This window comes from Acidovorax sp., from assembly GCF_047607405.1.
Taxonomy (GTDB): domain Bacteria; phylum Pseudomonadota; class Gammaproteobacteria; order Burkholderiales; family Burkholderiaceae_C; genus Acidovorax.
In genome coordinates this window covers 1-21,777 of the sequence record NZ_JASGDA010000128.1, presented here as the reverse complement: position 1 = coordinate 21,777, position 21,777 = coordinate 1, and the positions used below count along the sequence as shown (strand labels likewise).

The following is a 21,777-nucleotide window of genomic DNA, read 5'->3' as shown; positions in this document are numbered from 1 at the left end:
CTCTGCACGAATCGTCGCGCCGCGTGCATCTGCGGACTCGGGCGGTCTGCGTCGTTGCAAATGCTCGCAATAGCTACGGCTATTGCTGCGCTTTGCGCCTAGCAGCCCATCCCGATCCGCAGCGCACACTTACCGCTCGATTCGTGCAGAGGCTCCCTAAGGCCGATCTGGTTTGAATTTTCAAGGATGGGTGCTGGCCGCTTCGGGGTCGAAGCGCACGTCCTCATACAGGTCTTCGATGGGCAGCGCCAGCCCCACGCTGGAGAACTCCACGCGCTCGCCTGCCACGAAAGGGTGCAGCACCCAGTGGCCGTCGTCGCCACGGCGGAAAAGGTCCACGCTCAGGCGCTCCGGGTCGATCAGCACGTACTCGCGCAGCGAGGGCAGCTTGCGGTACGAGGCGAACTTGGCGCCCCGGTCGTAGGCGGCGGTGGAGGAGGAGAGCACTTCGACGACCAGGCTGGGGGTGCTTTTGTGGCGGCTTTCGGCGCGGTCGGATTCGGCGCAGGTGACGAACACATCCGGGTAGTAAAAGGCATCGTCGGCCTGCACATGCAGCTTCATGTCCGAGATGAACACGCTGCACGGGCCGCCGCGCAAGTGGCTGCGCAGGGCGATGGCCACGTTCAGGGCTACCGTCACATGGTTCTCAAGCGCCCCCGACATGGCAAACACCTCGCCGTTGGCGTATTCGTGCTTCTCGGTTTGCTCGGCCTCCCAGGCCAGGTAGGCTTCGGCGTCGAAGCGGTCTTTGAGGGCGGGACGTGACATGGCAGGCTCCGAAAATCCTATGGAAGCAGAGTCTAAACCCAGCCCAGCGCCCCCAATGCCGCCCCCGCGCCCAGCATCCACAACAGGTGCAGGCGCGTGCGCCACACCAGCAGCGTGGCGGCGGCGGTCAGCAGCCACAGCGGCCAGTCGGTGGCCAGCACGCCATGCGCGCGCGCCAGCACCCAGGCCGTCGCCAGTAGCAGGCCGATGACGACCGGCGCCATGCCCTGCTTGAAGGCGCGCACGCCGCGCCGCTCGCGGTTGCGGTGGCCCCAGCGCGTGGCCAGCCAGGTCAGCAGGCTGCTGGGCAGCATCACGCCCAGCATGCACAGCGCCAAGCCCAGGGCGCCCAGCAGCCAGCCCGCCGCGCCCGGGCCGCCCGCGTTGACGCCCACGTTCCAGCCCAGCAGGGCGATGAACAGCACGTTGGGCCCGGGCGCGGCCTGGGCGATGGCGATGGAGGCGTTGAACTGCGGGTCGGTCAGCCAGCCCTGGCGCTCGACCAGAAAGCGGTGCATCTCCGGCGCGGTGGCGATGGCGCCGCCCACCGCCAGCAGCGACAGCGACAGGTAAAACAGGAACAGGTTGAGCCAGTCGATGGCGGTCATGGCGCCAGCTTTCGCCACGTCAGCACGCAGGCCGCGCCGCCCAGCACCGGCAGCACCCAGAACAGCGGCAGCCGCAGCCCCGCCATGGCGATGGCCGTCAGCGCCGCCAGCAGTGCGCACAGCGGGCGGCCCAGCGGGTGCTGGCGGATCGACGCGAACAGCTTGATGCCCACGCCCGCGATCAGCCCCGCCGCCACCGCCCCCATGCCGCGCAGCGCGCCCGCCACCGCCGGGTGGCTGGCGAACCCGGCGTACAGCAGGGCCAGGCCCAGCACCAGCAGCATCGGGAACGTGAGCATGCCCGCCAGCGCCGCCAAGGCTCCGCGCAGGCCGAAGTGGCGGTCGCCGATCATGATGCTGAGGTTGACCACGTTGGGGCCGGGCATGATCTGCGCCACGGCCCAGTCTTCCATGAACTCCTCGTTGGTCATCCAGCGCTTTTTCTCCACCAGCTCGCGCTGCACCACGGCCAGCACGCCGCCAAAGCCCTGCAGGGCCAGCCAGGTGAAGGACCAGAACAGGTCGGACGGGCTGCGGGGGCGGTTGGCGACGGGATCAGGCATGGCGAAGAAATATAGGTCAAATTGGCCTCTAGCCCTTATTTATCAAGCACAGGTGGCTATTAAAACAGGAGTCCATGGCGCTGCGCATCATCATCACTCGGGCGGGAACCGCAGGCGCGAGAATGCCCGCCCGGCCTGAATGGCGCGCCGCTCGACATCTGCTGCCGAATCCAGCAGGCCCTTTTGTTCAAGGTAAACCAGAAAGGCGCGGGTGCTGACCTTGCGGCAACACGGCGGCACGAGAAAGCTGCCCCTGGCGATTTTGTGGTCCTCGAACAGGAAAACGCCCGTGCGGGGCATGGCGGCCAGGGCGAAGTCGTTCAAGGTTTCCTGAATGGCAAGCTCGCCCAAATGACTGCGGCGCGGCGATGCGCCTGCCTTGGATGCCTGTCGGTAGTGCGCGAAGGTGCGCGTGGGCAGCACCGGCAGCGCGTGTTCCGCAGCCCAGGCGGCAATGGCCTGGCTGGTGGGGGTTTGGCTGCGGGTGACTTCGTGCAGGACCATGTCCACCAGCATGACCTGCCAGCCGGGTTTGAACAGCAGGTCGAGAGCGCGCGCATAGGCCAGCGTAATCAGAGGCCCGGCGTCGGGCAGCAGGCTGACGTCGGCAGGGCTTGGCTCAGGCACTGGGGAGTTCATGCAGCTGCGCGGCCATGTCGCGGGTCTGGGCGTGCGGCAGGCGGGGCATGGGCAGGTGGGCCTGGCTCATCAGCAGGAACAGGTCTTCCTCACCGTCCAGACCCAGGGCATCCAGGGCCGCCGTGCCATCCAACCGGCCCAGGGAGAAATCGACCAGCACGCGGAAGTTGTGGTTGCCGCTGGCCTCGGCGGCTTCAAAGGTTTCCACCAGGTAACGCAGTTCGGCGTTGAACAGCGCGTTGACCGAGGTATCCGTCTTGGCGGCCATGACCTTGGCGCGCCGCAACAGATCACGATCGACTGCGCCGGTGAAATTGACGGTTTGTGTCATAAGCGGCCTTCCCAAGAAAACACACAACCCTGTGCGACACGCAATTGTGTGCTGCGTGCGCCAAAAAAACCATTCAGGGCGAAAAAAAGCCGCCCGGGAAGGCGGCTTGTGAGGGGCTTGGAGTGCCAGAAAAACTCAGGCGAACGCATTGACCTGCGTGCCCAGCGTGCCCGAGGTCGCCAGCGCGGGCTGCTGCGGCAGGGCGCCGAGCAGGATGGCAGCGGTGGTTTCCTGCATGTCCATGGCCTTTTTCAGCATGGTGATGTTGACTGCGTCGGATGCCTTGGCGCTGGCCAGCGCCGTGGCGGTGGTGACGATGCTGTGGGTGAGGGCGATGTCCATGGCGATTGCGGGGGGCTTTGGCTTGTTATCGGCTGCTCGCGGTGGCGGCTTGAGCACGGTTACATATCGCCCCAGCCCACGCGGCCCTGGCCGATGTCGTTGATGCGCTGCATGAAGGCGGCGGCCTGCGATTCGGGCAGCCGCAAGGGCAGGGTGACCAGGGTGCCGTGGCGCACCGCGCCCAGTTCGGCCCCGGCGGCGTCGATCTCGCGGCGCAGCAGGCCCTCCAGGGCGTAGGGCACGTGGCATTGCAGCGCGGCCATGCGCTGCAGCGGCACCTTGGGCGCCGTCAGCAGGGCCTGGGCCACGGTGTCGGTGTAGGCGCGCACCAGGCCGCCCGCGCCCAGCTTGACGCCGCCGTAGTAGCGCACCACGGTGGCGAGCACGCCTTCCAGGTCCTGGTGGCGCAGTACGTCGAGCATGGGGCGGCCCGCGGTGCCGCCGGGCTCGCCGTCGTCCACGGCGGCGGACTGGCCGCCCGCCAGCAGCGCCCAGCAGACGTGGGCGGCGCCGGGGTGTTGCTTCCACAGCGCATCGACCGTGGCCTGGGCGCTGGCGCGGTCGGCCATGGGCTGCACGCAGCCGATGAAGCGGCTTTTCTTGATGATGACTTCGCTGTGCGCGGGCGCGGCCAGGGTGTGGGGCATGTCAGTCCGCCATCTGCCGCGACATGAGCACGCTGGTGTAGTTGGTCAGGGGCCGCCAGTCGCATTCGCCCACCACGGCATAGCCCCAGGATTCGTACATGGCGATCAGCGCCGTGGCGGGCTGGGCGGTGTCCAGCGCCAGCACGCCGGCGCCCTGGCCGCGCGCGTACTGCGTGGCGTAGTCGTGCAGCCGCCTGCCCAGGCCCCGGCCTTGTTCCTGGGGCGCGATGCAGAACTGGCATATCGACCAGACGCGGGGCTCTCGGTACAGCGCCACGGTGGATTCGGGCTGGGGCGGGCGCAGCGTCAGGGTGCCCACGTAGTCGCCGCTCTGCGGCTCCACCATCACCAGGCCCGTGCCCGAGGCGAAGCGCTTGGCCGTATCGTCCACCGACTGGTGGGTGCCCCAGTAGCGCAGCCCCAGCGCGGCGTGGCGCGCGTAGGCCGCGTGGATGAGGGCGGTCAGGCGTTCCAGGTCGTCGCTGGCGGTGACGGGGCGGATCGTGGGGGCGGCGCGGGGTGTCATGGCCGGATGATGGCACGCCCCGGCCCAAGGCGCTGGCGCTCTTACAGCTTCAGCTCCCAGGTCTCGCCCACCAGTGGCTGCCCGAAATCCTCGTAGGGCTCGCTCTTGACCAACTGGAACCCGCGCCGCGCATAGATGGCGCGGGCGGCCGTCAGGCAACTGTTGGTCCACAGCACCATCTTCTTGTAGCCCTTGGCGCGTGCGAAGGCGATGCATTCGTCGGCCAGCCGCGCGCCCAGGCCCAGGCCGCGCGCCTTGGGGGACAGGATGAGCATGCGCAGTTGCGCCGTGGCGGCGGTCTTGCGCACCACGAAGACCGCGCCCACGCGCTCGCCGTCCAGCTCGGCGATCCAGCAGCGCTCCCACGCGGGCTGGAACTTGCGCAGGAACTGCGCGGCGATGTCGGCCACCAGCGCCTCGAAGCGGCTGTCCCAGCCGTACTCGCGCCAGTAGATCTCGCCGTGCTGCTGCACCACCCAGCCGATGTCGCCCGGCACCGGGTCGCGCAGCACGGCCATGCGCGGGGCGGCGGCGGGGGCGGGGTCCAGCACGGACTGGATGCGTTCCATCGCGTCCACCAGGGCCTGCTGCTGCTCCGGGGGCAGGGGGGCCAGCAGGGCGGCGGCTTCTTCGCGGGACCGCTGCTGCAGCGGCTCGAAGGCGTCGCGCCCGGCCGGGGTGAGGGCGAGCACGCTCTGCCGCGCGTCCTTGGCGTTGGCGCTGCGGGTGATCCACCCGGCCGTCTCGAACCGGCGCAGGATGCGGCTCAGGTAGCCGCCGTCCAGGCCCAGCTCGCGCGCCAGCTCGCTGGCCACCAGGTTGTCGCGGTGCGCCAGTTCGTACAGCACGCGCACGTCGGTCAGCGACAGGTCGCTGCCCAGGTACGGGTCCAGCACGCCCACGCGGCGGGTGAAGAAGCGGTTGAAGCGGCGCACGGCCTTGACGGCGCTGGCGGGCACGGTGGCGGTGTTCATGGTATTTGCCTTTATCATGTAATCAATTGACAAAAGCAAGTATATGCCTGGAGAGGCCCGCCGCGTAAAATCGTGCCTTCCCCCACCACACCGGCTCCCACGATGCCCCATGCATGACAGCATGGGCAGGCCGCACTCCCTTGCATGAACGCCCCCGTTGACGTTTCCTTTTTCGCGCGCGCCGCCAAGCCGCTGACCAGCTACCGCCCGTACTGGGCCAAGCGCTTCGGCCCGGCCCCGTTTTTGCCCATGAGCCGCGCCGAGATGGAGCAGTTGGGCTGGGACAGCTGCGACGTGATCCTGGTGACGGGCGACGCCTACGTGGACCACCCCAGCTTCGGCATGGCCGTCATCGGCCGCACGCTGGAGGCGCAGGGCTTTCGCGTGGGCATCATTGCCCAGCCCGACTGGCACAGCGCCGAGCCCTTCAAGGCGCTGGGCCGCCCCAACCTGTTCTGGGGCGTGACGGCGGGCAACATGGATTCGATGATCAACCGCTACACGGCCGACCGCAAGATCCGCAGCGACGACGCCTACACCCCCGGCGACGTGGGCGGCAAGCGGCCCGACCGCGCCGCCATCGTCTACAGCCAGCGCTGCCGCGAGGCGTACAAGGACGTGCCCATCATCCTCGGCGGCATCGAAGGCAGCCTGCGCCGCATCGCCCACTACGACTACTGGAGCGACAAGGTGCGCCGCAGCATCGTGGTGGACGCCAAATGCGACCTGCTGCTGTACGGCAACGCCGAGCGCGCCCTGGTCGAAGTGGCCCACCGCCTGGCCGCCCGCGAGCCGGTGGAGCGCATCACCGACGTGCGCGGCACCGCCTTCGTGCGCAGGCCCGACGACGAAAGCGGCAAGGGCTGGTTCGAGATCGACTCCACCACGGTCGATGAGCCGGGCCGCGTGGAAGCACACGTCAACCCCTACATGACCACCAGCGAGCAGGCCGCGTCGCAAGGCGCCACCTGCAGCAAGGAAGACGGCGGCGCTACCAATTCAGTAGCTGCTGGCGCTTGCCAGACAAGCGCTGGAGGCCAAAAAGACCCTCAAACCATCCAGTTCGTGCCCAACCCCGCGCTGCGCACCAAACTCAAGGTGCCGCCGCGCGACAGGAGCGTCATCCGCCTGCCCAGCTACGAACAGGTCAAGGCCGACCCCGTGCTCTACGCCCACGCCAACCGCGTGCTGCACCTGGAGACCAACCCCGGCAACGCCCGCGCCCTGGTGCAGGCGCACGGCGAGGGCGCCACGGCGCGCGACGTGTGGATCAACCCGCCGCCCATCCCCCTCACCACGGCCGAGATGGACCACGTGTTCGACCTGCCGTATGCGCGCGGCCCGCACCCGAGCTACGCCGACGAGAACGGCAGCCACGACGGCGCCACCAAGATCCCCGCGTGGGAGATGATCCGTTTCAGCGTGAACATCATGCGCGGCTGCTTCGGCGGCTGTACCTTCTGCTCCATCACCGAGCACGAGGGCCGCATCATCCAGAGCCGCTCCGAGGATTCCATCATCCAGGAGATCGAGGACATCCGCGACAAGGTGGCGGGCTTCACCGGCACCATCAGCGACCTGGGCGGCCCCACGGCCAACATGTACCGCCTGGGCTGCCGCACGCCAGAGATCGAGGCCGCCTGCCGCAAGCCCAGCTGCGTCTATCCCGGCATCTGCCAGAACCTGACGACCAACCACGGCCCGCTGGTCAAGATCTACCGCCGCGCGCGGGCGCTCAAAGGCATCAAGAAAATCCTCATCGGCTCCGGCCTGCGCTACGACCTGGCCGTGCAAAGCCCCGAGTACGTGAAGGAGCTGGTACAGCACCACGTGGGCGGCTATCTCAAGATCGCGCCCGAGCACACCGAGCAGGGGCCGCTGACCAAGATGATGAAGCCCGGCATCGGCAGCTACGACCGCTTCAAGCAGATGTTCGAGCAGTTCAGCGCCGAGGCGGGCAAGAAGCAGTTCCTCATCCCGTACTTCATCGCCGCCCACCCCGGCACCAGCGACGAGGACATGATGAACCTGGCCCTGTGGCTCAAGAAGAACGGCTTTCGCGCCGACCAGGTGCAGACCTTCTACCCCAGCCCCATGGCCACCGCCACGGCCATGTACCACACCAGCAAGAACCCGCTGCGCAAGATTACCCGCGACAGCGAGACGGTGGACATCGTGCGCGGCGAAAAGCGCCGCCGCCTGCACAAAGCCTTCCTGCGCTACCACGACCCCAACAACTGGCCGCTGCTGCGCGAGGCGCTCAAGGCCATGGGCCGCGCCGACCTGATCGGCAACGGCAAGCACCACCTGATACCCACCTTCCAGCCCATGACGGACGGCGGCTACCAGAGCGCGCGGCGCAAGAACAGCACGGTCTCCAAGGGCGGTGGTGGGCTGGGCTACACCATCAACAAGGATGGAAAAGCGGTCGCGCTGCGCAGCCGTCCGCAGGAATTGCAGGAACCCAAGGGGGACGTGCGCTTTCGCACCGACCAGCCCCAGCCGGGCCGGATGCTCACCCAGCACACCGGACTGCCGCCGCGGGTGACGGGGGCTGGCAAGCGGCCAAAGAAAGCGCGCTAGGCCCTGACGGATGCCGCAGCACCGCACCGTATTGCATGCCGACGCGCAATGGGCGGTGGAGCGGGTGGTGCAGCATGCAGCGCCTGTCCAATGGAGCCCGCCCTACGTAGCCGATTCGCAGCGCTGGGTGCTGCCCGTCGCGGGGCCGTCCGAGTTGCGCATGGCGGATCAGAGGGTGCTGCTGGACGGCCTGACCGCTCTGTGCCTGCCTACCGGCTTGCCCTACCAAACGCTGCCGCTGCACGCGGCAGAGCGCGTCAGCCTCGTGGTGAGTGCGCAGCCGGGCGCATGCGTGCCGCCTTTGCAGGCCCCTGCGGTGCGTACGTTGAACCCGCGTGCGCTGTGGCACATGCGTTTGCAGTGGCGCGGCGGCGATGCCGCAATCCTGTTTTTGGAGGCAAGTGTCCCGCAAGTCGGCCCGCTGCCCGACAAGGTATGGCGCGCACGCCGGTTCATGGCGCAACGCATTGCGGCGGCGGATGGCGTGCCTTGGTCGCTGCAACAGGTGGCTGACGCCGCACACTGCTCGCTGTTCCATCTGGCCCGTCTGTTCCGCCGCTGCACGGGCATGAGCCTGCACGGCTACCGCCAGCGCCTGCTGCTGGCTTCGGCATTGCAGCGCCTGGAAGATGGAGAAACCGATCTGGCCGGGCTGGCCTACGACCTGGGCTATTGCAGCCAGAGCCACCTGGGTGCAGTGTTCCGCCGCGAGGTCGGGGTGACACTGGCACAGGCGCGCGCCACGCTGCGGCACTGAGCAGGAATTTGATATCCGGCATTGGCAGGCATGGCCAGACTGCGGCCCATGTCCTCGCTTTCCCCATCCATTCGCCCTGACCGCAGCACGCTGGCCGTCGGCATCCTGGCGGCACTGGCCGCCGCGCTGATCGGCAGCGGCTGGCAGATCGCCTCGCGCCACGGTGTGACGACCTCGCTCGGCCCGCTGGAACTGGCGGTGATGCGCTATGGCATTCCCGCCATGCTGCTGTGGCCGGTCTGGCGCAGGACGGGGCTTTTTCCGCCAGGGGTGGCGCGCGGCAGGCTGGCGCTGCTGGTGCTGGGGGGCGGATTGCCATTCGGCATGGTGGCGCTGGCCGGGGCGCAGTGGGCACCAGCGGCGCACATGGGGCTGTTGATGGCAGCCAGCGTGCCACTTTTCGTGGCAGGTGGGGCCTGGCTTGCGCTGGGGGATCGCTTGTCCGGGTCCAGAATTTGCGGCCTGGCGCTGGTCGCGGTGGGCATGGCGGTTTTTGGGGCGGGAGCGTGGCAGGCGTTGTCCTCGTCCTGGCGCGGGGATCTGCTGTTCGTCGTCGCGGCCTTGCTGTGGTCTGCGTACTCGCTGGCCTTTCGGGGCTGTGGGCTGACGCCTTGGCAGGGGGCAGCCGTGGTCAATTTGTGGTCGGCCTTGCTCCTGCTGCCGCTGCTGGCGGTCTGGGGAGTGCCTCGCTTGCTGTCCGCGCCCTGGACGGATGTGGCATGGCAGGCGCTGGGGCAGGGGGTTGTCGCGGGAATGCTGGGCCTTGTGGCCTACACGGCAGCTATCGCACGGCTGGGTGTGGCGCGGGCGGCTTTGTCGGCGGCGCTGGTGCCGCTGCTCACGGCGCTCGGCGCGGCGTGGCTGCTGGACGAGCCGCTGGCACCCGGCACCTTGGCCGCCCTGGCGCTGGTGGTGCCGGGCGTCGCTTTGGCCAGCGGAGCGCTGAGGTTGCCCCGCCGCTCGATAGGGTGTGCATAGCAGTCAAGGGTAATAGGAGGGGTGCGCTACTGCATCCATTTTGTCGTCCACCCTGTAACCCACGCTGCCAGCGCGGCGCAGTGCACGGCCACGGTGAGCCAGTACACCACCCGGAACTCGCGCTTGCTGGATTTGTGGCGCATCGACTGCTGGGCCAGCCACGCGCCGGGCCAGCCGCCCAGCAGGCTGAGCAGGTGCAGGTTGTTTTCTGGAACGCGCCAGCGCTGCTGCTTGGCGGCATTCTTGTCGGCGGCATAGACCCAGAAGGTGAGCAGGTTCACCGCTAGCAGCGCCCCCAGCGTCAACCCCAGGGGCAGTTGCCCTGCCCAGATGCCCCAGCCCAGCAGCGCGAGCCAGCCCGCAACGAGCAGCAGGACGAGCCTGCCAGCGGCCGGATTTGCGGCTGGTTCGCGCTCGCGCCGGTTGCGTGCGGGGGCGGGTGATGGCGTGGATTTGCGGGGAGCGCTGGCAGCGCCGACGGGCTGCACGGCCATGGCGCGCGGGCCTTTGCCGCCCACGTGGATTTCCTCGTAGGTGACGGCCAACCCTTCCTTGGGGGTGCCGCCACGGAAATCCCGGATGTGAAAGAACACGTTTGCCGATGTACCCGGGCTGCGGATGAAGCCGAAAGCGCGTGCGGCGTCCCAGCGGACGATGGTGCCTTGCTTTTGCATTTAGCCGCCCATCAAGCCAGCGTATGCAGCGGAATGTCCTTGGCCTGCGCCAGCGCATCCAGCGCCGCCCGGCTTTGCCCGCGCAGGAAGGCGGCCACGGCCTCGTGCGTGGCGGGGGCGTGTACATCGGCGTGGCGCGGCAGGCCCACGGCTTCGTACAGGCGGGCGGCGAAGTGCGGCTCCAGCGCCGCCACGGCTACGCGGCCATCGGCGCAGGGATAGACGCGGTAGCCCGCATGGGCGCCGCCCACGTTGCCGTCGGTCGTGGTCAGGCCCCAGTCGCGCGGCTGGGCCAGCCAGGCGGCGGCTTCCGCCAGGGCGACTTCGATGCACACGCCTGCGTTGGTGCGGGCGCGCTCCAGCAGCGCCTGCAGCACGGCCTCGCTGGCCATCAGCGCGCCGCCCATGTCGGCGTAGAGCGTGGGCGGCATGGCGGTGCCGGTGACCAGGCCCGCTTCGGCCAGGTAGGTGAGGTCGTGGCCGGGCTCTTCGGCGCGCGCGCCCGCCGCGCCCACGATGCGCACCAGCGACAGGCGGGGGTACCGGGACTGAAGAGCCTCCCAGGACAGCCCCAGCTTGGCCAGGGCCGAGGGGCGAAAGGACGTGATGAGCACGTCGGTGCGCGCCAGTTCGTCGTGCAGCGCGGCCTGGCCCTCGGTGGTTTTCAGGTCGGCCTGCGCGATCCGCACGCCGTGGTGCAGCGTGGCGTAGGCGCCGGGGCTGTAGATGCCCATGGGGTCGGCGCTGGGCTGGCCGGGGGCGGGCGGGGGTTCGAGCTTGGCGCATTCGGCGCCCATGCGCACGCAGCGCATCAGGGCGGCGGGGCCGGGCAGGTTCAGGGCGAGGCTGAGGACGCGGGTGCCGCGCAGCGGCTGGGGCAATGGTGCGTTGGTCATGACAAATTATACATAATATACAGAAATGCTTCTGTATGGTGCGCCATTGCTTGCGATGGCGCTATCAAAACGGTAGCTGCAACGGCTAATCCGTAGACGCAGGCGAGGGCGGCGCGGCCCAAAATCTTGCGCACCATCCGCGTCTTGCAAGCGCTGTCCCGTTCGGATTCCAGCGCTGCCACCACAATCCATTCTTTGGCGTCTTCGCCCATTTCCTCGGCCAGTGCGCCCGCAATTGCTGGGCTCAGGTGGCCTCGGACTTTTGCTGTCGCCAAGGTCGTTCGCGCCAAGTTGAGGCGTTGCGTCCAGTAGGGCGCTGGTTGGTTTTTCAGCGCGTTTTCGAGCAGGTTCATGGTTGTTTTCATGGCGTCCTCGCGTTGTGAAATGGCTACAAATTGCAGTCATTATCTGAAATGACTTGACTGCAATGTGCAGTCAATTGCACATTCTCGCTCCATGGCTGCATGTTGCAGTCATTAACAGGAGCAAACCATGATCAAAGTCTCGGTGACATCGACCGAAGTCCGCAACCAAAGCGGCAACGCCAAAGCAACCGGCAAAGCCTACAGCCTCGATTTTCAAACCGTCTGGTTCCACACCTACGACCGTTCCGGCAAGCCCAATCCGTACCCGGAAAAGGCCGAAATCATCCTGGAAAAGAACAAAGAGGGCGCTGCCCTGTTCTGGCCCGTAGGTGAATACACCCTCGCGCCGGAGTCCATCTATCTGAACCGGAACGGCGATCTGTCCATCAGCCCGCGCCTGATTCCGATCAAGCCCGCAGCCGCTCCCGCCAAGGTCTAAGGCCATGGAACAGGCAATGCACGCGGCCAGGATGGTCGCAGCGCATTCGGCACTTCTGGCGCTGCTCACTGAGCAAACGCCGGAATGCGAGCCGGACGGCATCACGGTCACCTTGACCACCGATGACGAAATGGGCATGTCCCTGGACGTGGTGTACACGCGCAAGGGCCTGCCGATAGCCGGTGAGGGCCTGTGATGGAAATCATGGGCCAAAGCGGCGCTGGCATGCTGGGCGTTCTCTCCGTCGAACCAGCCCCCATTACCCGAGCGCAAGCCCTGGAGCGACTTCCCCAGGGCACCACCATCAGCGAGCAAGATGGCTGTTTCATCACAGTCACCTTGCCCATTGACTGGCGGTCGGCGGAAGCTTTCGCGGACTTCACCTATCCCAACTACATCCCGGGCAAGCGCATGGGATGGCCCTGCTTCACCCTGCGCGTGGTGAACCTCGGCGCATTCGTGCGCCATTGGGAGCTGTGGGCATGAGCACGGCTCACGATTCGGGCCGGTATTCGGGCGGGCTGCGCGCTTGCGAGACTGGCCGCAGGCCACCCGAAGGGCAAGGACGCATGTCCGCAGGTGAGCCAGCGTGCGTAGCGCGCAGCGCGCAGCCCGCCCGGTCTTTTTCTGGGGACTCCATGGCCCAGGCCATGGAGCGTCTGCGCGCCATCAGCATTGAGCGCACGCGCAAGGCGTGGGCCGAGCAGGAAGCGCGCAGCGCTTCCGGGCTTGTCTCAGTATCAACAACTTGCAAGAGTGGTCTTGCTGTTGTTGATTGGGCTGAAAACACGATCACCATTGATCGTCACGCCAGCCGCTGCACGCGGCTTCGGAAGTCCTTAGGCGTATCTGCCAAGAGCCTGCACAACGCAGGCCCACTTACGCAGCGCATCTGGATGCAAACCCTTACCTACGCGGGCGACAATGGCAACTGGCGTCCAGAACACATCAGCCGTTTCCTAGATGCGCTGCGCAAGTGGCACTACGCCTGCACCGGCGTCAAAACCGTGCGGTATGTCTGGGTTGCAGAGCTACAGCAGCGCGGCGTCATCCATTACCACGTCGTCATCTGGCTTGCTGGGCACCTCACCCCGCCCAAGCCAGACAGGTTCTGGAAAACCCGCGACAAGCGCGGCTTCCTGCATTGGCATCCCCCCATGTGGCCCCACGGCATGAGCAACCGATTGAAGGCTCACGCCCCCGTCGCCTACATCATGAAGTACGCATCAAAGATCGAATCCAAAAACGTAGGGAGCTTCCCCCATGGAGCACGAATACACGGCTGCGGCGGCCTGGACGCTACTGGCCGCAGCATCCGCCGCTGGGTGCTTTGGCCTGCTTATGTGCAGGGCAATGCTTCGGTCGATGACCGCTTTAGACCTGCGCCGGGCGGCGGTTATCGCAATGACGAAACAGGAGAGCTTCTCCTGTCTGAATTCGCGCCAACGGGCGGCGGTTTTCAGAGCTTTATCCGAGTGCGGCACACCCCGCGCCGCATCGACGCATGCGGGCCTTTCTCATGGCTCCCCCATTCCGATTTATTGCATTGAGAGGAATAAATACTGAACAACCGCGAAGCTGGCTCTAGTCGGATGTGATTTCAGCCGGTAGTCCTTCAGCGTTGTGAAACGTCGAGGGCTTCCGGGTGCAATCCCGCACCTTTTTTCAAAGGAAATCAAATGAACCGTTTCGACACGCAAACCCGCCGTTTCGCCGCCAAGGCTTCCGCTGGCGCTCTGGCCCTGGCTGGCTCGGCTACCGCCATGGCGCAGGACGCTGGCAGCACCGGCGCGCAAATTCTGGCGAAGGTCAACGAGGGCCTCGGCACCGGCGAGCAGATCGCCGTTGCGGTGGTGCTTGGCTTCTTCGCTATCTGGGCTATCAAGCTCCTGTGGCGCTCGAAGTAAAGGCAGGGCGCTGACATGTGGCAAGTAGGCCCCGCGTGCTACAGCACGAAAACCGCAGCGCTGCAAGCGACTGCATCGGCGCAAACCGGCGCGGTCGTGCAGCAAAGCGGCGGGGCCTACGTTGTCACTGTCACGTCCGTCGCGGAGAACGGCATTGAATACACGCTGACGCCACTGGCGGGCGGAACGTCCAGCACGGTACAGGTTATTCAGGAACCCATGCCGTGCAATCTCCTAACCGGTGACGATGTGGCCCCCATCGCGTGGGCCATATTCGGCGGCTGGATGGTCATCTACACGATATGCAGAATTTGGAAACAAGGGGTTATCAATGACACCTGACGCATTGATTTATCTGGTGGCTATATTGGGGGCATCGTGGATTATCGTTCAGTCGTAATTCTCGCGGCCATTACAATATTCGGCATCAGTAGCGCAAATGCTGGTTATGCGCAATTGGCAGCGCCCTCCGGCTGGAGCGCTGGCGCGTATGCCGCAGCGTCAAATGACTCTGTTTTTGGGCGGGTAATATACTCCCCGAATGGGCCGACCGCGAACGTAGGCGGGCAATTAACCAAGATGCCCGCAGCATATCGTTTAGCTGCAAACGCACCGCGTTTCGCCGCAACTGCTATCTTTCTAAATCCCTACGTTCGCACGGGTGCCGCTATCGCTAGCTGGCTCGCCGCAGCTTATCTCGTGTGGGATGAGGCCAATAAAGTCTGGAAGACAACGCAAACCTCTTATCCGGTGTCCAATGGTTATGAATACAGCGGGGATGGTAAAGTATGGACTTCTGATCTTGATGCCTTATGCAAGCAGTTAAGAGCCGATTACTATACGCATTCTGAGAGACCGCACACGTGTCGCTACGGCGTACCGAATGATCAAGCGCCGTATGGTTATACGGGGGCAATTCCACAATCACGCGGAGCTGCAAACTGCCCTGTAGGCTGGTATATAACCCCTGCTGGTTGCTTGCAGAACGCTCCGGCCAGGACAGTGACACAGCCAGAGTTTGAGGATGCACTGGCTCCGACTCCAATGCCGACCCGTGTGCCGTTGGAGCTTCCACAGCCTACACCTCTGCCGATTGAATATCCTTCGCCGTATATTAATCCCCAGCCGAGCGAAGATCCCGCGCACCGGCCCCGATTCGTTCCAATTGGTGATCCGGTTAAAAACCCGAATTACGACCCTAACGCGGAACCGAGTCCAGCCAATCAGCCGTATATTCAGCCTGGAGTGAGGATTGTTCCAAGTCCGACGGCGGAACAGCCGTGGCGGGTGGATTATCATCCTGTTGATAGACCGACGGCATCATCTGAGCCCAGCGAGAGCGTTGATGAAGATACTGAATCTGATACCGACATGCCGAAGGATGAGGATAAACAATCGTTGTGCGATAAATACCCTGACATCATCGCCTGTCAAAAATTGGAAATGCCGGAAAAGTCCAATTTAGAAGCAAAGGAATTCGATTTCAATTTCACCCCGGATTACGGGTTTTCAGGCGCTGCAAGCTGCCCTTCACCAATTGCAGCATCCATATTCGGGCATCAATTATCATTTTCTTGGCAAGGGCTTTGCAATTCCCTGTCACTAATTAAGCCGCTGTTACTCGCTATGGCGTGGCTCAGTGCTGCATTTATTCTCTTGGGTAGGTCTGAATCATGACGGCTATCCTTCAATGGATTATCACTTACGCCATTGTCAGGGCGCTAATATCGGTCGGTATTGGCATCGTGACTTACGGCGCTGTTATCGCGGCAATTACAAATGCTATTTCATATGCCAAAACTGCTTATAACACGCTTCCTGTGGAAGTTCTGCAATTCTTGGCAATTGCGGGAATTCCTGAATTCCTGGGAATCATCTGCGGCGCAGTAATTGCCCGCGCATCGTTGCAATTTGTCAAGCGTCTGGCACTGATCGGGGGTTGACGTGATAACTATTTTCACTGGCAGTCCAGGAGCCGGAAAAACTGCCGCGATGGTCGATTTGCTCGACCGTGAACTGAAGGGGCGACCGCTGTTCGTGCATTTCGATGAGTCTGAGCGACTTCGGCCTGAGCAAAAACTTCTCGCGGAAACCCTTCAAATTCCGCACACGCGTTGCCACGCATCCCGGTGGCATGAGGAACTACCGGACGGTGCTGTTTTGGTGGTCGATGAAGCGCAAGGTGTTTGGCGTGCATCAGGTCCAGGCTCGAAGGTTCCCCCGGCAATTCAGGCGCTGGAGACGCATCGGCACTCCGGCATTGATGTATTCGTCACAACGCAGTCATCGAAGCTTGTTCATTCCAGCTTTCGCGCGCTGGTTGGTCGGCACGTGCATATTCGTGACACGGGCTGGATGGGGCGATGGTGGTATGAATGGCCTGAGTGCAACTCCGAATCAACGTGGTCGCGCTGTCAGAACAAACGGCGGTACAGGCTCCCCCAAAGAGTCTTCGGCCTTTATCGCTCGTCGAACGAGCATACGAAGGTTCCTCGTAAGGTGCCGCCCCTTGTGTATGGATTGGCCGTGGCCGTCTTCGGCATAGCCGCCATCGGCTTCAATATGTGGCGCACCAGTGGCAAGCAAGAGGCTCCGCCTATGCCAGGATCAACCATGGTAGCGAAGCCCGCCAGTCAGTCCGCGTCTGAAGCGAAGACTTTCATAGATGATAGGGTTGACTTCCTTCCGCGCGTCTCCAACAAGCCCGAGTCCGCCCCGGCCTATGACGAAGTGCGAAAGGTTGTCAACATGCCCTTGGTCTCAGGAGGCATCTGCTACCGAGGCACGTGCCACTGTGTCACGCAGCAGGGTACCGACGCGGGTTTGAGCGACCGCGAGTGTCGCGAGTGGATCGCCCGCCGACCGTTCGACCCGTACACGGTGCAGCAGCGGCCTACTTCGGCGGTCTCTCACGCCGGTATTGCTTCGGCTGGTACACGGTCGAATGAGGCTGAAAGCGATGCTGCTCCATCTGCGTCCGCAACCGTAGTGCCGATGCCTTCCGGCGTCGTGAACCCGCGCGCAGAAGCCCGGACAGCTTCACCACTGCCGCCAGGATCACCAGTCCACCCAACACCAGCCATGGATGGGCAATTGCCCATTGCGCCGCCATCTTTGCTAAGTCCATACCGCCGAAGCTAGCATACCTCACGAAAAAGGCCCGCATTAGCGGGCCTTGGTGCATGAGGGGAGGTCGGAATCAGCCTTGAAGCTCTAGGCGTCGTTCAATGCGTTCGATACGGTCAATCACGCGGTCATACCTAACATGATGCCCTGCGTTCTCCGTGTATATGTCCCCTTGGTCGCGCTTGATTCCGCCTATAGCAGCCTCTAAAACGGCCATGCGATTCTTAACGTCCCGCATGTCGTCTTTGATGGAAGAAACATCGGCGCGGATTGCCCGCAGGTGTTCAATGATGAGGTTTTCAACGTTTTCCATGCTTACAGTCTACTCCTGAAGAAAAGGGCTAGCAGTACACCAACCCCATGCACATCGCTTTAACCCGCGCTGCAAGGGCTTTCCTGGCCTTCTGTGCATCCCGCCACCACTGCGGCACCGCAGGCCGCACCGGATACGCAATCGTTCCAGCAGCCTTGAACGAAGCCGCCCGCGCCGCCCGAATGGCCCGCAGAACCCGCGTAGTAGGGCGCGGCAGCGCCCACACCAGCGCCCGCCCGAAGGGCAGCACCATTTGAAGCGCCATAGCCTGCGGATGCTTCCTGTAATTCGCTGCGATTGCCATACCGTCCTGCCTTTCTGGTGTACCGGGCCCCAAGATTCCGAGCCGGGACAACAGTTGTCTGTTGCCCGTGCAAGCGGCCTTTGCTTGCACCGTTCCCCTGAGTTCTTCGCCGTGCCATAAGGAACACCGGCCCCCGCCCTCGGAAAGGGGAAGGTTTGTAAAACACGTTTTATGAATACCCCTTGTAGAGGGCGGGGGCCGGTGTACCGTTGGCCTTAGAGGCGAAGAACTCAGGGGAACGGTGCAGGGCGCAACCTCTGACGGGCAACGGACGGCGCGCGCCGAGCGCCCCATGAGCGAAGCTCACTAACTCGGGCGAATGCCCGGGCTGCTGGGGGAGGCCCATCGGGCCGGGGGCGCGCCCCCCGCGCAAGGGATCGTTAGTCGGCTCCGTCCGATTGGGACGCATGGCCAGCACCAGGGCGACACAAAGCGAATGAGCGGCCCCGCCGGACAAGTGCGAATCCCCGCCGGACAAGTGCCGCACCCCGAGGCCGACTGCGCGGCCCCGAGGGATGGCCGAAGGGATGCAAGCGAAGCGCAGCCCGCAGGCCAGCCCGAATGCCGCGCCCCGAGGCCGACTGTGCGGCCCCGCAGAACAAGTGAGACGCCCCGCAGGACAAGTGCCGAACCCCGAGCGTTAGCGGCGTGCTGGGGATGGCTGGGTGGCTCAACAGCCACTGCTGCTAGAGCCCGGTCGGCTTCAGCCGATGCGCCAAAATGCACTCATGCAACCGTGAAAAACGGACTGTTAGCAGCCTGAACCGCCCGGTCTTCAAGCATTGCTTCCAGCGTGGCAATGCGAGTTTGCAACCGCCGAACGTACCGCCCCAGGCCATCGGCGCGGGCATGCTGGAGCAAAGCCCAATTGGCAGCTTCGCAATCAGCAGTAGAGCGCCCCCATTGCGTCTCCCAAAAGAGCGCCAGCATCACGGTACGCGGAGCCTGCTCGGTCCGGACGTACCGCTGAATCGTGGAAGGCGCAAGATCAAGATGCCGCGCTACCTGTGGCAAGGTAGCGGGCAGATCATCAAGCATGGTCAGAAAATGAGGCAAACGGGCCTGAGAGGGGGCGCGAAACATCGGGCCGGATCGTGCGCGAAGCAAAGAACCGAGAAATGATGAACAGGGCTCAGAAACGGGCGCTGATCGCCAGCGACCGGGCCAGCCCGAAGGCCAGCAGGTAGCGGCGGATGGTGCGTTTGATGTTTGACATAATATACATCGTATCAAATGACAAGGGTCGGCGGTCACGCCGTGCTGACCCCTGTACACGCCGGGAACTCGCTTTGCGCTTCGTCTCCATGTATCGCAGTCTGGGATGGGATCGGGAGCCCTTTTCTTCAGGAGTAGACTGTAAGCATGGAAAACGTTGAAAACCTCATCATTGAACACCTCAAAGGACTGCGCTCTGAAATCGCAGGGCTTCGCACGAACATGCAAGAGGAATTCAAAGACCTTAAGCACCGTGTAACACAGCTCGAAATTCAGGTGATTGGCTCCCGCCGCGATCACTCGGCTACGCAAGAGGATGTCTATCGGCAGCAGAGCACTATCGACACGATCAAGGACAGGCTCGACCGCATTGAGCGGCGGCTTGAACTGCAAGGCTAAAGCGCCCTGCCCTGATGCACCAAGGCCCGCTGATGCGGGCCTTTTTCTTGAGGTGTGCTAGCTTCGGCGGTATGGACTTAGCAAAGATGGCGGCGCTCCGCGTACCATCCGCCCCATGACCATCCAGCCCAACACACCAAACACCACCCACTTCGGCCTGCAAAACCGCGTCTGCATTGTCACCGGCGGCGCGCAAGGCATTGGCGAGGCTTGCGTGCGCCGTTTTGCGGCCGAGGGTGCCAGGCCCGTGATCGCCGATGTGAACGACGCGCACGGCCAGGCGCTGGCGCGGGAACTGGGCGCGCTTTACGTGTACTGCGACGTGGGCGACAAGGCGCAGGTGGATGCGCTGGTGGCCCAGGTGCTGGCGGCGCACGGGCGCATCGACGTGCTGGTGAACAACGCGGGCATCTTCCGCGCGGCGGACTTTCTGGACGTGACCGAGGCGGACTTCGACGCCGTGCTGCGGGTCAACCTCAAGGGCGCGTTCCTCGTGGGCCAGGCCGTGGCGCGTGCCATGGCGGCGTCGGGTGGCGGCGGTGCCATCGTCAACATGAGTTCGGTGAACGGCGTGCTGGCGATTCCCAACATCTCCAGCTACAACGTGAGCAAGGGCGGCATCAACCAGTTGACCCGCGTGATGGCGCTGGCGCTGGCCGACAAGAACATCCGCGTGAACGCCGTCGCGCCCGGCACGATTGCCACCGAACTCGCGGCCAAGGCGGTGCTGACCAGCGACGAAGCCAAGGCCAAGATCATGGGCCGCACGCCCATGAAGCGGCTGGGCGAGCCGCGCGAAGTGGCCGACGTGGTGGCCTGGCTTGCCAGCGATGCGGCGAGCTACGTGACGGGCGAGATCGTGACCGTGGACGGCGGGCGCATGGCGCTCAACTACACCGTGCCAGTATGAAATTCATAGCTGCTGGTGCTTGCTGGATAAGCGCTAGCGGCCAATTTCATTCATAAATTAGAGAACTAACCGCCCCCCTGCCCTGGCCTGCGCGGCACCACGATGCGCACCGTGGCGACTTGCAGCACGTCGCCGTGCTGATTGCGGGTTTCGCTGCGCACAGTGACCATGCCGCGGTCGGGCTTGGATTGGGATGGCTGGATCTGCACCACCTCACTCACCACGTGCAGTACATCGGTGGCGCGTGTGGGCCGGGGCCAGCTCAACTCGCCCCCTGCCCCGATGATGCCGCCAGCGATGGGCAAGCCGCTGGTCACTTGCAGCCGCATGGTGATGGCCGCCGTGTGCCAGCCGCTCGCGGCCAGGCCGCCGAACAGCGTGGCGCGGGCGGCGGCGTCGTCCAGGTGGAAGGGCTGCGGGTCGAACTGCGCGGCAAAGGCGGTGATCTGGGCCTCGTCCATGGCGTGCTCGCCGCTGGTGAAGCGGTCGCCCACGGCCAGGTCATCGAGGTAGATGGGGGATGCGTCAGGTTGATTCGTCATGGTTTTCGTTCTCCTGTTCCGTGGCCAGCAGCGCCAGCGCCTCGTCCACCAGCGCGTGCAGCGCCATCACGCGCTCCAAGCCCAGGGTGTCGTTCAGGGCCTTTTGCGCCACCTTCCAGCGGCGCTGGGCCTCGGCGCGCTTGTCGCGGCCCGCGTCGGTGATGTGTACGAGGCGGCTGCGCGCATCCGCGCCCGGCTCCAGCGCGATCCAGCCCGCGTCCACCAGCGGACGCAGGTTGCGCGTGAGCGTGGATGCGTCCATCTTCATCGCTGCCGCCAGCTCCCCAGGGCGGATGGGGCCAAGTTTGAGCACGTGCGACAGCAGCGAATACTGCGTGGTCTTGAGCCCGCAGGCGGCCATCTCGGCGTCGTAGTGCTGCGTCACGCGGCGCGTGAGCTGGCGCAGTTTGAGGTTGGTGCAGCCTTGCGGCTGGGGGGTGGCTTGCATGGGTTTGATTGTATCTGCAATAATTGTATATGCAAAATACTCAACCCAGCATCCTTGACCAATGGCTCGCGCAGGAGCGCGAAATCAGCACCCGCCTCAACGGCGGCGTCGGCCCCGGCGTTGCTCGGCCCGACCAGCTCGCGGGCAAGACCGGGCTGGAGGTGATGCAGGCCATGCTGCGCGGCGAGCTGCCCTTCCCGCCCATTGCGCGCACGCTCGACTTCATGCTGCTGGAAGTGGATGAAGGCCGAGCCCTCTTCCAGGGGGCGCCGGGCCTGAACCACTTCAACCCCATGGGCACGGTGCATGGCGGCTGGTTCGCCACCCTGCTCGATTCGGCCCTGGGCTGCGCGGTACAAACGTGCTTACCGCCGGGGCGCGGCTACACCACGGCGGAGCTGAGCGTGAACATCGTCAAGGCGCTCACCCCCAAGGTGCAGCGCGTGCGCGCCGAGGGCCGCGTGATCCACTGCGGGCGCCAGCTCGCCACGGCGGATGCGCGCCTTGTCGGCCCCGACGG

General features: G+C 64.7%; 31 protein-coding genes. 15 read left to right on the top strand and 16 right to left on the bottom strand.

Going from position 1 to position 21,777, the window contains the following annotated elements:
- Positions 1-180: 180 nt before the first annotated feature.
- From QM569_RS15435 to QM569_RS15395, 9 genes are all read right to left on the bottom strand, one after another.
- Positions 181-771, bottom strand: a complete 591-nt coding sequence (locus QM569_RS15435; RefSeq protein ID WP_414988126.1) for a Uma2 family endonuclease — start codon at positions 769-771, stop codon at positions 181-183.
- Between the two features lie 32 nt (positions 772-803).
- Positions 804-1,379 (bottom strand): chromate transporter, encoded by a 576-nt coding sequence (locus QM569_RS15430; protein WP_414988125.1) that lies wholly within the window; start codon positions 1,377-1,379, stop codon positions 804-806.
- Positions 1,376-1,942, bottom strand: a complete 567-nt coding sequence (locus QM569_RS15425; RefSeq protein ID WP_414988124.1) for a chromate transporter — start codon at positions 1,940-1,942, stop codon at positions 1,376-1,378. The genes QM569_RS15430 and QM569_RS15425 overlap by 4 nt, the downstream gene beginning before the upstream one ends.
- A gap of 93 nt (positions 1,943-2,035) precedes the next feature.
- Positions 2,036-2,569: a hypothetical protein gene (locus tag QM569_RS15420; protein WP_414988123.1), complete on the bottom strand. Its 534-nt coding sequence runs from the start codon at positions 2,567-2,569 to the stop codon at positions 2,036-2,038.
- Positions 2,562-2,912: a hypothetical protein gene (locus QM569_RS15415; protein WP_414988122.1), complete on the bottom strand. Its 351-nt coding sequence runs from the start codon at positions 2,910-2,912 to the stop codon at positions 2,562-2,564. Before QM569_RS15415 ends, QM569_RS15420 begins: the two co-directional genes overlap by 8 nt.
- Positions 2,913-3,047: 135 nt before the next feature.
- Entirely contained in the window at positions 3,048-3,254 is a 207-nt protein-coding gene (locus QM569_RS15410) for a YjfB family protein (protein ID WP_414988121.1), read from the bottom strand.
- 59 nt (positions 3,255-3,313) lie between these two features.
- Positions 3,314-3,901, bottom strand: a complete 588-nt coding sequence (locus QM569_RS15405; RefSeq protein WP_414988120.1) for an IMPACT family protein — start codon at positions 3,899-3,901, stop codon at positions 3,314-3,316.
- Position 3,902: 1 nt separating this feature from the next.
- Positions 3,903-4,427, bottom strand: coding sequence for a GNAT family N-acetyltransferase (locus QM569_RS15400; RefSeq protein WP_414988119.1), 525 nt, complete (start codon positions 4,425-4,427; stop codon positions 3,903-3,905).
- A 41-nt stretch (positions 4,428-4,468) separates the two neighbouring features.
- Entirely contained in the window at positions 4,469-5,401 is a 933-nt protein-coding gene (locus QM569_RS15395) for a bifunctional helix-turn-helix transcriptional regulator/GNAT family N-acetyltransferase (protein ID WP_414988118.1), read from the bottom strand.
- Positions 5,402-5,545: 144 nt separating this feature from the next.
- Here QM569_RS15395 and QM569_RS15390 point away from each other — a divergent pair, with 144 nt between their 5' ends.
- From QM569_RS15390 to QM569_RS15380, 3 genes are read left to right on the top strand one after another with little or no spacing between them, the layout of a single operon-like run.
- Entirely contained in the window at positions 5,546-7,984 is a 2,439-nt protein-coding gene (locus QM569_RS15390) for a YgiQ family radical SAM protein (protein WP_414988117.1), read from the top strand.
- 10 nt (positions 7,985-7,994) lie between these two features.
- Entirely contained in the window at positions 7,995-8,741 is a 747-nt protein-coding gene (locus QM569_RS15385; RefSeq protein WP_414988116.1) for a helix-turn-helix transcriptional regulator, read from the top strand.
- A 48-nt stretch (positions 8,742-8,789) separates the two neighbouring features.
- Positions 8,790-9,719, top strand: a complete 930-nt coding sequence (locus QM569_RS15380; RefSeq protein ID WP_414988115.1) for a DMT family transporter — start codon at positions 8,790-8,792, stop codon at positions 9,717-9,719.
- 26 nt (positions 9,720-9,745) lie between these two features.
- Here QM569_RS15380 and QM569_RS15375 read toward each other — a convergent pair whose 3' ends face one another.
- From QM569_RS15375 to QM569_RS15365, 3 genes are read right to left on the bottom strand one after another with little or no spacing between them, the layout of a single operon-like run.
- Positions 9,746-10,393, bottom strand: coding sequence for a DUF1294 domain-containing protein (locus QM569_RS15375; protein ID WP_414988114.1), 648 nt, complete (start codon positions 10,391-10,393; stop codon positions 9,746-9,748).
- Positions 10,394-10,404: 11 nt separating this feature from the next.
- A complete protein-coding gene (locus tag QM569_RS15370; RefSeq protein ID WP_414988113.1) occupies positions 10,405-11,289 on the bottom strand; it encodes a CoA transferase in 885 nt (294 codons plus the stop codon).
- Positions 11,286-11,654, bottom strand: a complete 369-nt coding sequence (locus QM569_RS15365; RefSeq protein WP_414988112.1) for a hypothetical protein — start codon at positions 11,652-11,654, stop codon at positions 11,286-11,288. The genes QM569_RS15370 and QM569_RS15365 overlap by 4 nt, the downstream gene beginning before the upstream one ends.
- 127 nt (positions 11,655-11,781) lie before the next feature.
- Here QM569_RS15365 and QM569_RS15360 point away from each other — a divergent pair, with 127 nt between their 5' ends.
- From QM569_RS15360 to QM569_RS15320, 9 genes are all read left to right on the top strand, one after another.
- Positions 11,782-12,093, top strand: a complete 312-nt coding sequence (locus QM569_RS15360) for a single-stranded DNA-binding protein (RefSeq protein WP_414988111.1) — start codon at positions 11,782-11,784, stop codon at positions 12,091-12,093.
- A 31-nt stretch (positions 12,094-12,124) separates the two neighbouring features.
- The gene (locus QM569_RS15355; RefSeq protein WP_414988110.1) at positions 12,125-12,289 is read left to right on the top strand and encodes a hypothetical protein; all 165 of its coding nucleotides are present in this window, start codon (positions 12,125-12,127) and stop codon (positions 12,287-12,289) included.
- On the top strand, positions 12,289-12,579 hold the full coding sequence (locus QM569_RS15350; protein WP_414988109.1) for a hypothetical protein: 291 nt from the start codon (positions 12,289-12,291) through the stop codon (positions 12,577-12,579). The genes QM569_RS15355 and QM569_RS15350 overlap by 1 nt, the downstream gene beginning before the upstream one ends.
- Before the next feature lie 152 nt (positions 12,580-12,731).
- Positions 12,732-13,643, top strand: a complete 912-nt coding sequence (locus QM569_RS15345; RefSeq protein WP_414988108.1) for a hypothetical protein — start codon at positions 12,732-12,734, stop codon at positions 13,641-13,643.
- A gap of 129 nt (positions 13,644-13,772) precedes the next feature.
- The gene (locus QM569_RS15340) at positions 13,773-14,000 is read left to right on the top strand and encodes a hypothetical protein (RefSeq protein WP_414988107.1); all 228 of its coding nucleotides are present in this window, start codon (positions 13,773-13,775) and stop codon (positions 13,998-14,000) included.
- 15 nt (positions 14,001-14,015) lie between these two features.
- Positions 14,016-14,342 carry a hypothetical protein gene (locus tag QM569_RS15335; protein ID WP_414988106.1) on the top strand — a complete coding sequence of 109 codons (327 nt, stop codon included), beginning with the start codon at positions 14,016-14,018 and terminating at the stop codon, positions 14,340-14,342.
- A 237-nt stretch (positions 14,343-14,579) separates the two neighbouring features.
- Complete coding sequence (locus QM569_RS15330; RefSeq protein WP_414988105.1) at positions 14,580-15,677, top strand: virulence factor TspB C-terminal domain-related protein; 1,098 nt, start codon at positions 14,580-14,582, stop codon at positions 15,675-15,677.
- On the top strand, positions 15,674-15,943 hold the full coding sequence (locus QM569_RS15325) for a DUF2523 domain-containing protein (RefSeq protein WP_414988104.1): 270 nt from the start codon (positions 15,674-15,676) through the stop codon (positions 15,941-15,943). Before QM569_RS15330 ends, QM569_RS15325 begins: the two co-directional genes overlap by 4 nt.
- A gap of 1 nt (position 15,944) precedes the next feature.
- Complete coding sequence (locus QM569_RS15320; RefSeq protein ID WP_414988103.1) at positions 15,945-17,141, top strand: zonular occludens toxin domain-containing protein; 1,197 nt, start codon at positions 15,945-15,947, stop codon at positions 17,139-17,141.
- Positions 17,142-17,199: 58 nt separating this feature from the next.
- On the opposite strand, the gene QM569_RS15315 is transcribed toward QM569_RS15320, so the two are convergent.
- Positions 17,200-17,439, bottom strand: coding sequence for a hypothetical protein (locus QM569_RS15315; protein WP_414988102.1), 240 nt, complete (start codon positions 17,437-17,439; stop codon positions 17,200-17,202).
- Positions 17,440-18,469: 1,030 nt separating this feature from the next.
- Complete coding sequence (locus QM569_RS15310) at positions 18,470-18,781, bottom strand: hypothetical protein (RefSeq protein WP_414988101.1); 312 nt, start codon at positions 18,779-18,781, stop codon at positions 18,470-18,472.
- Between the two features lie 324 nt (positions 18,782-19,105).
- Here QM569_RS15310 and QM569_RS15305 point away from each other — a divergent pair, with 324 nt between their 5' ends.
- Both QM569_RS15305 and QM569_RS15300 read left to right on the top strand, forming a co-directional pair.
- The gene (locus tag QM569_RS15305) at positions 19,106-19,357 is read left to right on the top strand and encodes a hypothetical protein (RefSeq protein WP_414988100.1); all 252 of its coding nucleotides are present in this window, start codon (positions 19,106-19,108) and stop codon (positions 19,355-19,357) included.
- A gap of 115 nt (positions 19,358-19,472) precedes the next feature.
- Positions 19,473-20,267 carry an SDR family NAD(P)-dependent oxidoreductase gene (locus tag QM569_RS15300; RefSeq protein ID WP_414988099.1) on the top strand — a complete coding sequence of 265 codons (795 nt, stop codon included), beginning with the start codon at positions 19,473-19,475 and terminating at the stop codon, positions 20,265-20,267.
- 65 nt (positions 20,268-20,332) lie between these two features.
- Here the strand turns inward: QM569_RS15300 and QM569_RS15295 are convergent, their stop codons facing one another.
- Positions 20,333-20,809 (bottom strand): MaoC family dehydratase, encoded by a 477-nt coding sequence (locus QM569_RS15295; RefSeq protein WP_414988098.1) that lies wholly within the window; start codon positions 20,807-20,809, stop codon positions 20,333-20,335.
- Complete coding sequence (locus tag QM569_RS15290) at positions 20,793-21,257, bottom strand: MarR family winged helix-turn-helix transcriptional regulator (RefSeq protein WP_414988097.1); 465 nt, start codon at positions 21,255-21,257, stop codon at positions 20,793-20,795. The genes QM569_RS15295 and QM569_RS15290 overlap by 17 nt, the downstream gene beginning before the upstream one ends.
- A 29-nt stretch (positions 21,258-21,286) precedes the next feature.
- Between QM569_RS15290 and QM569_RS15285 the strand changes: the two genes are divergently transcribed.
- Positions 21,287-21,777: PaaI family thioesterase (locus QM569_RS15285; protein ID WP_414988096.1), on the top strand; the 491-nt coding region annotated here is incomplete at its 3' end.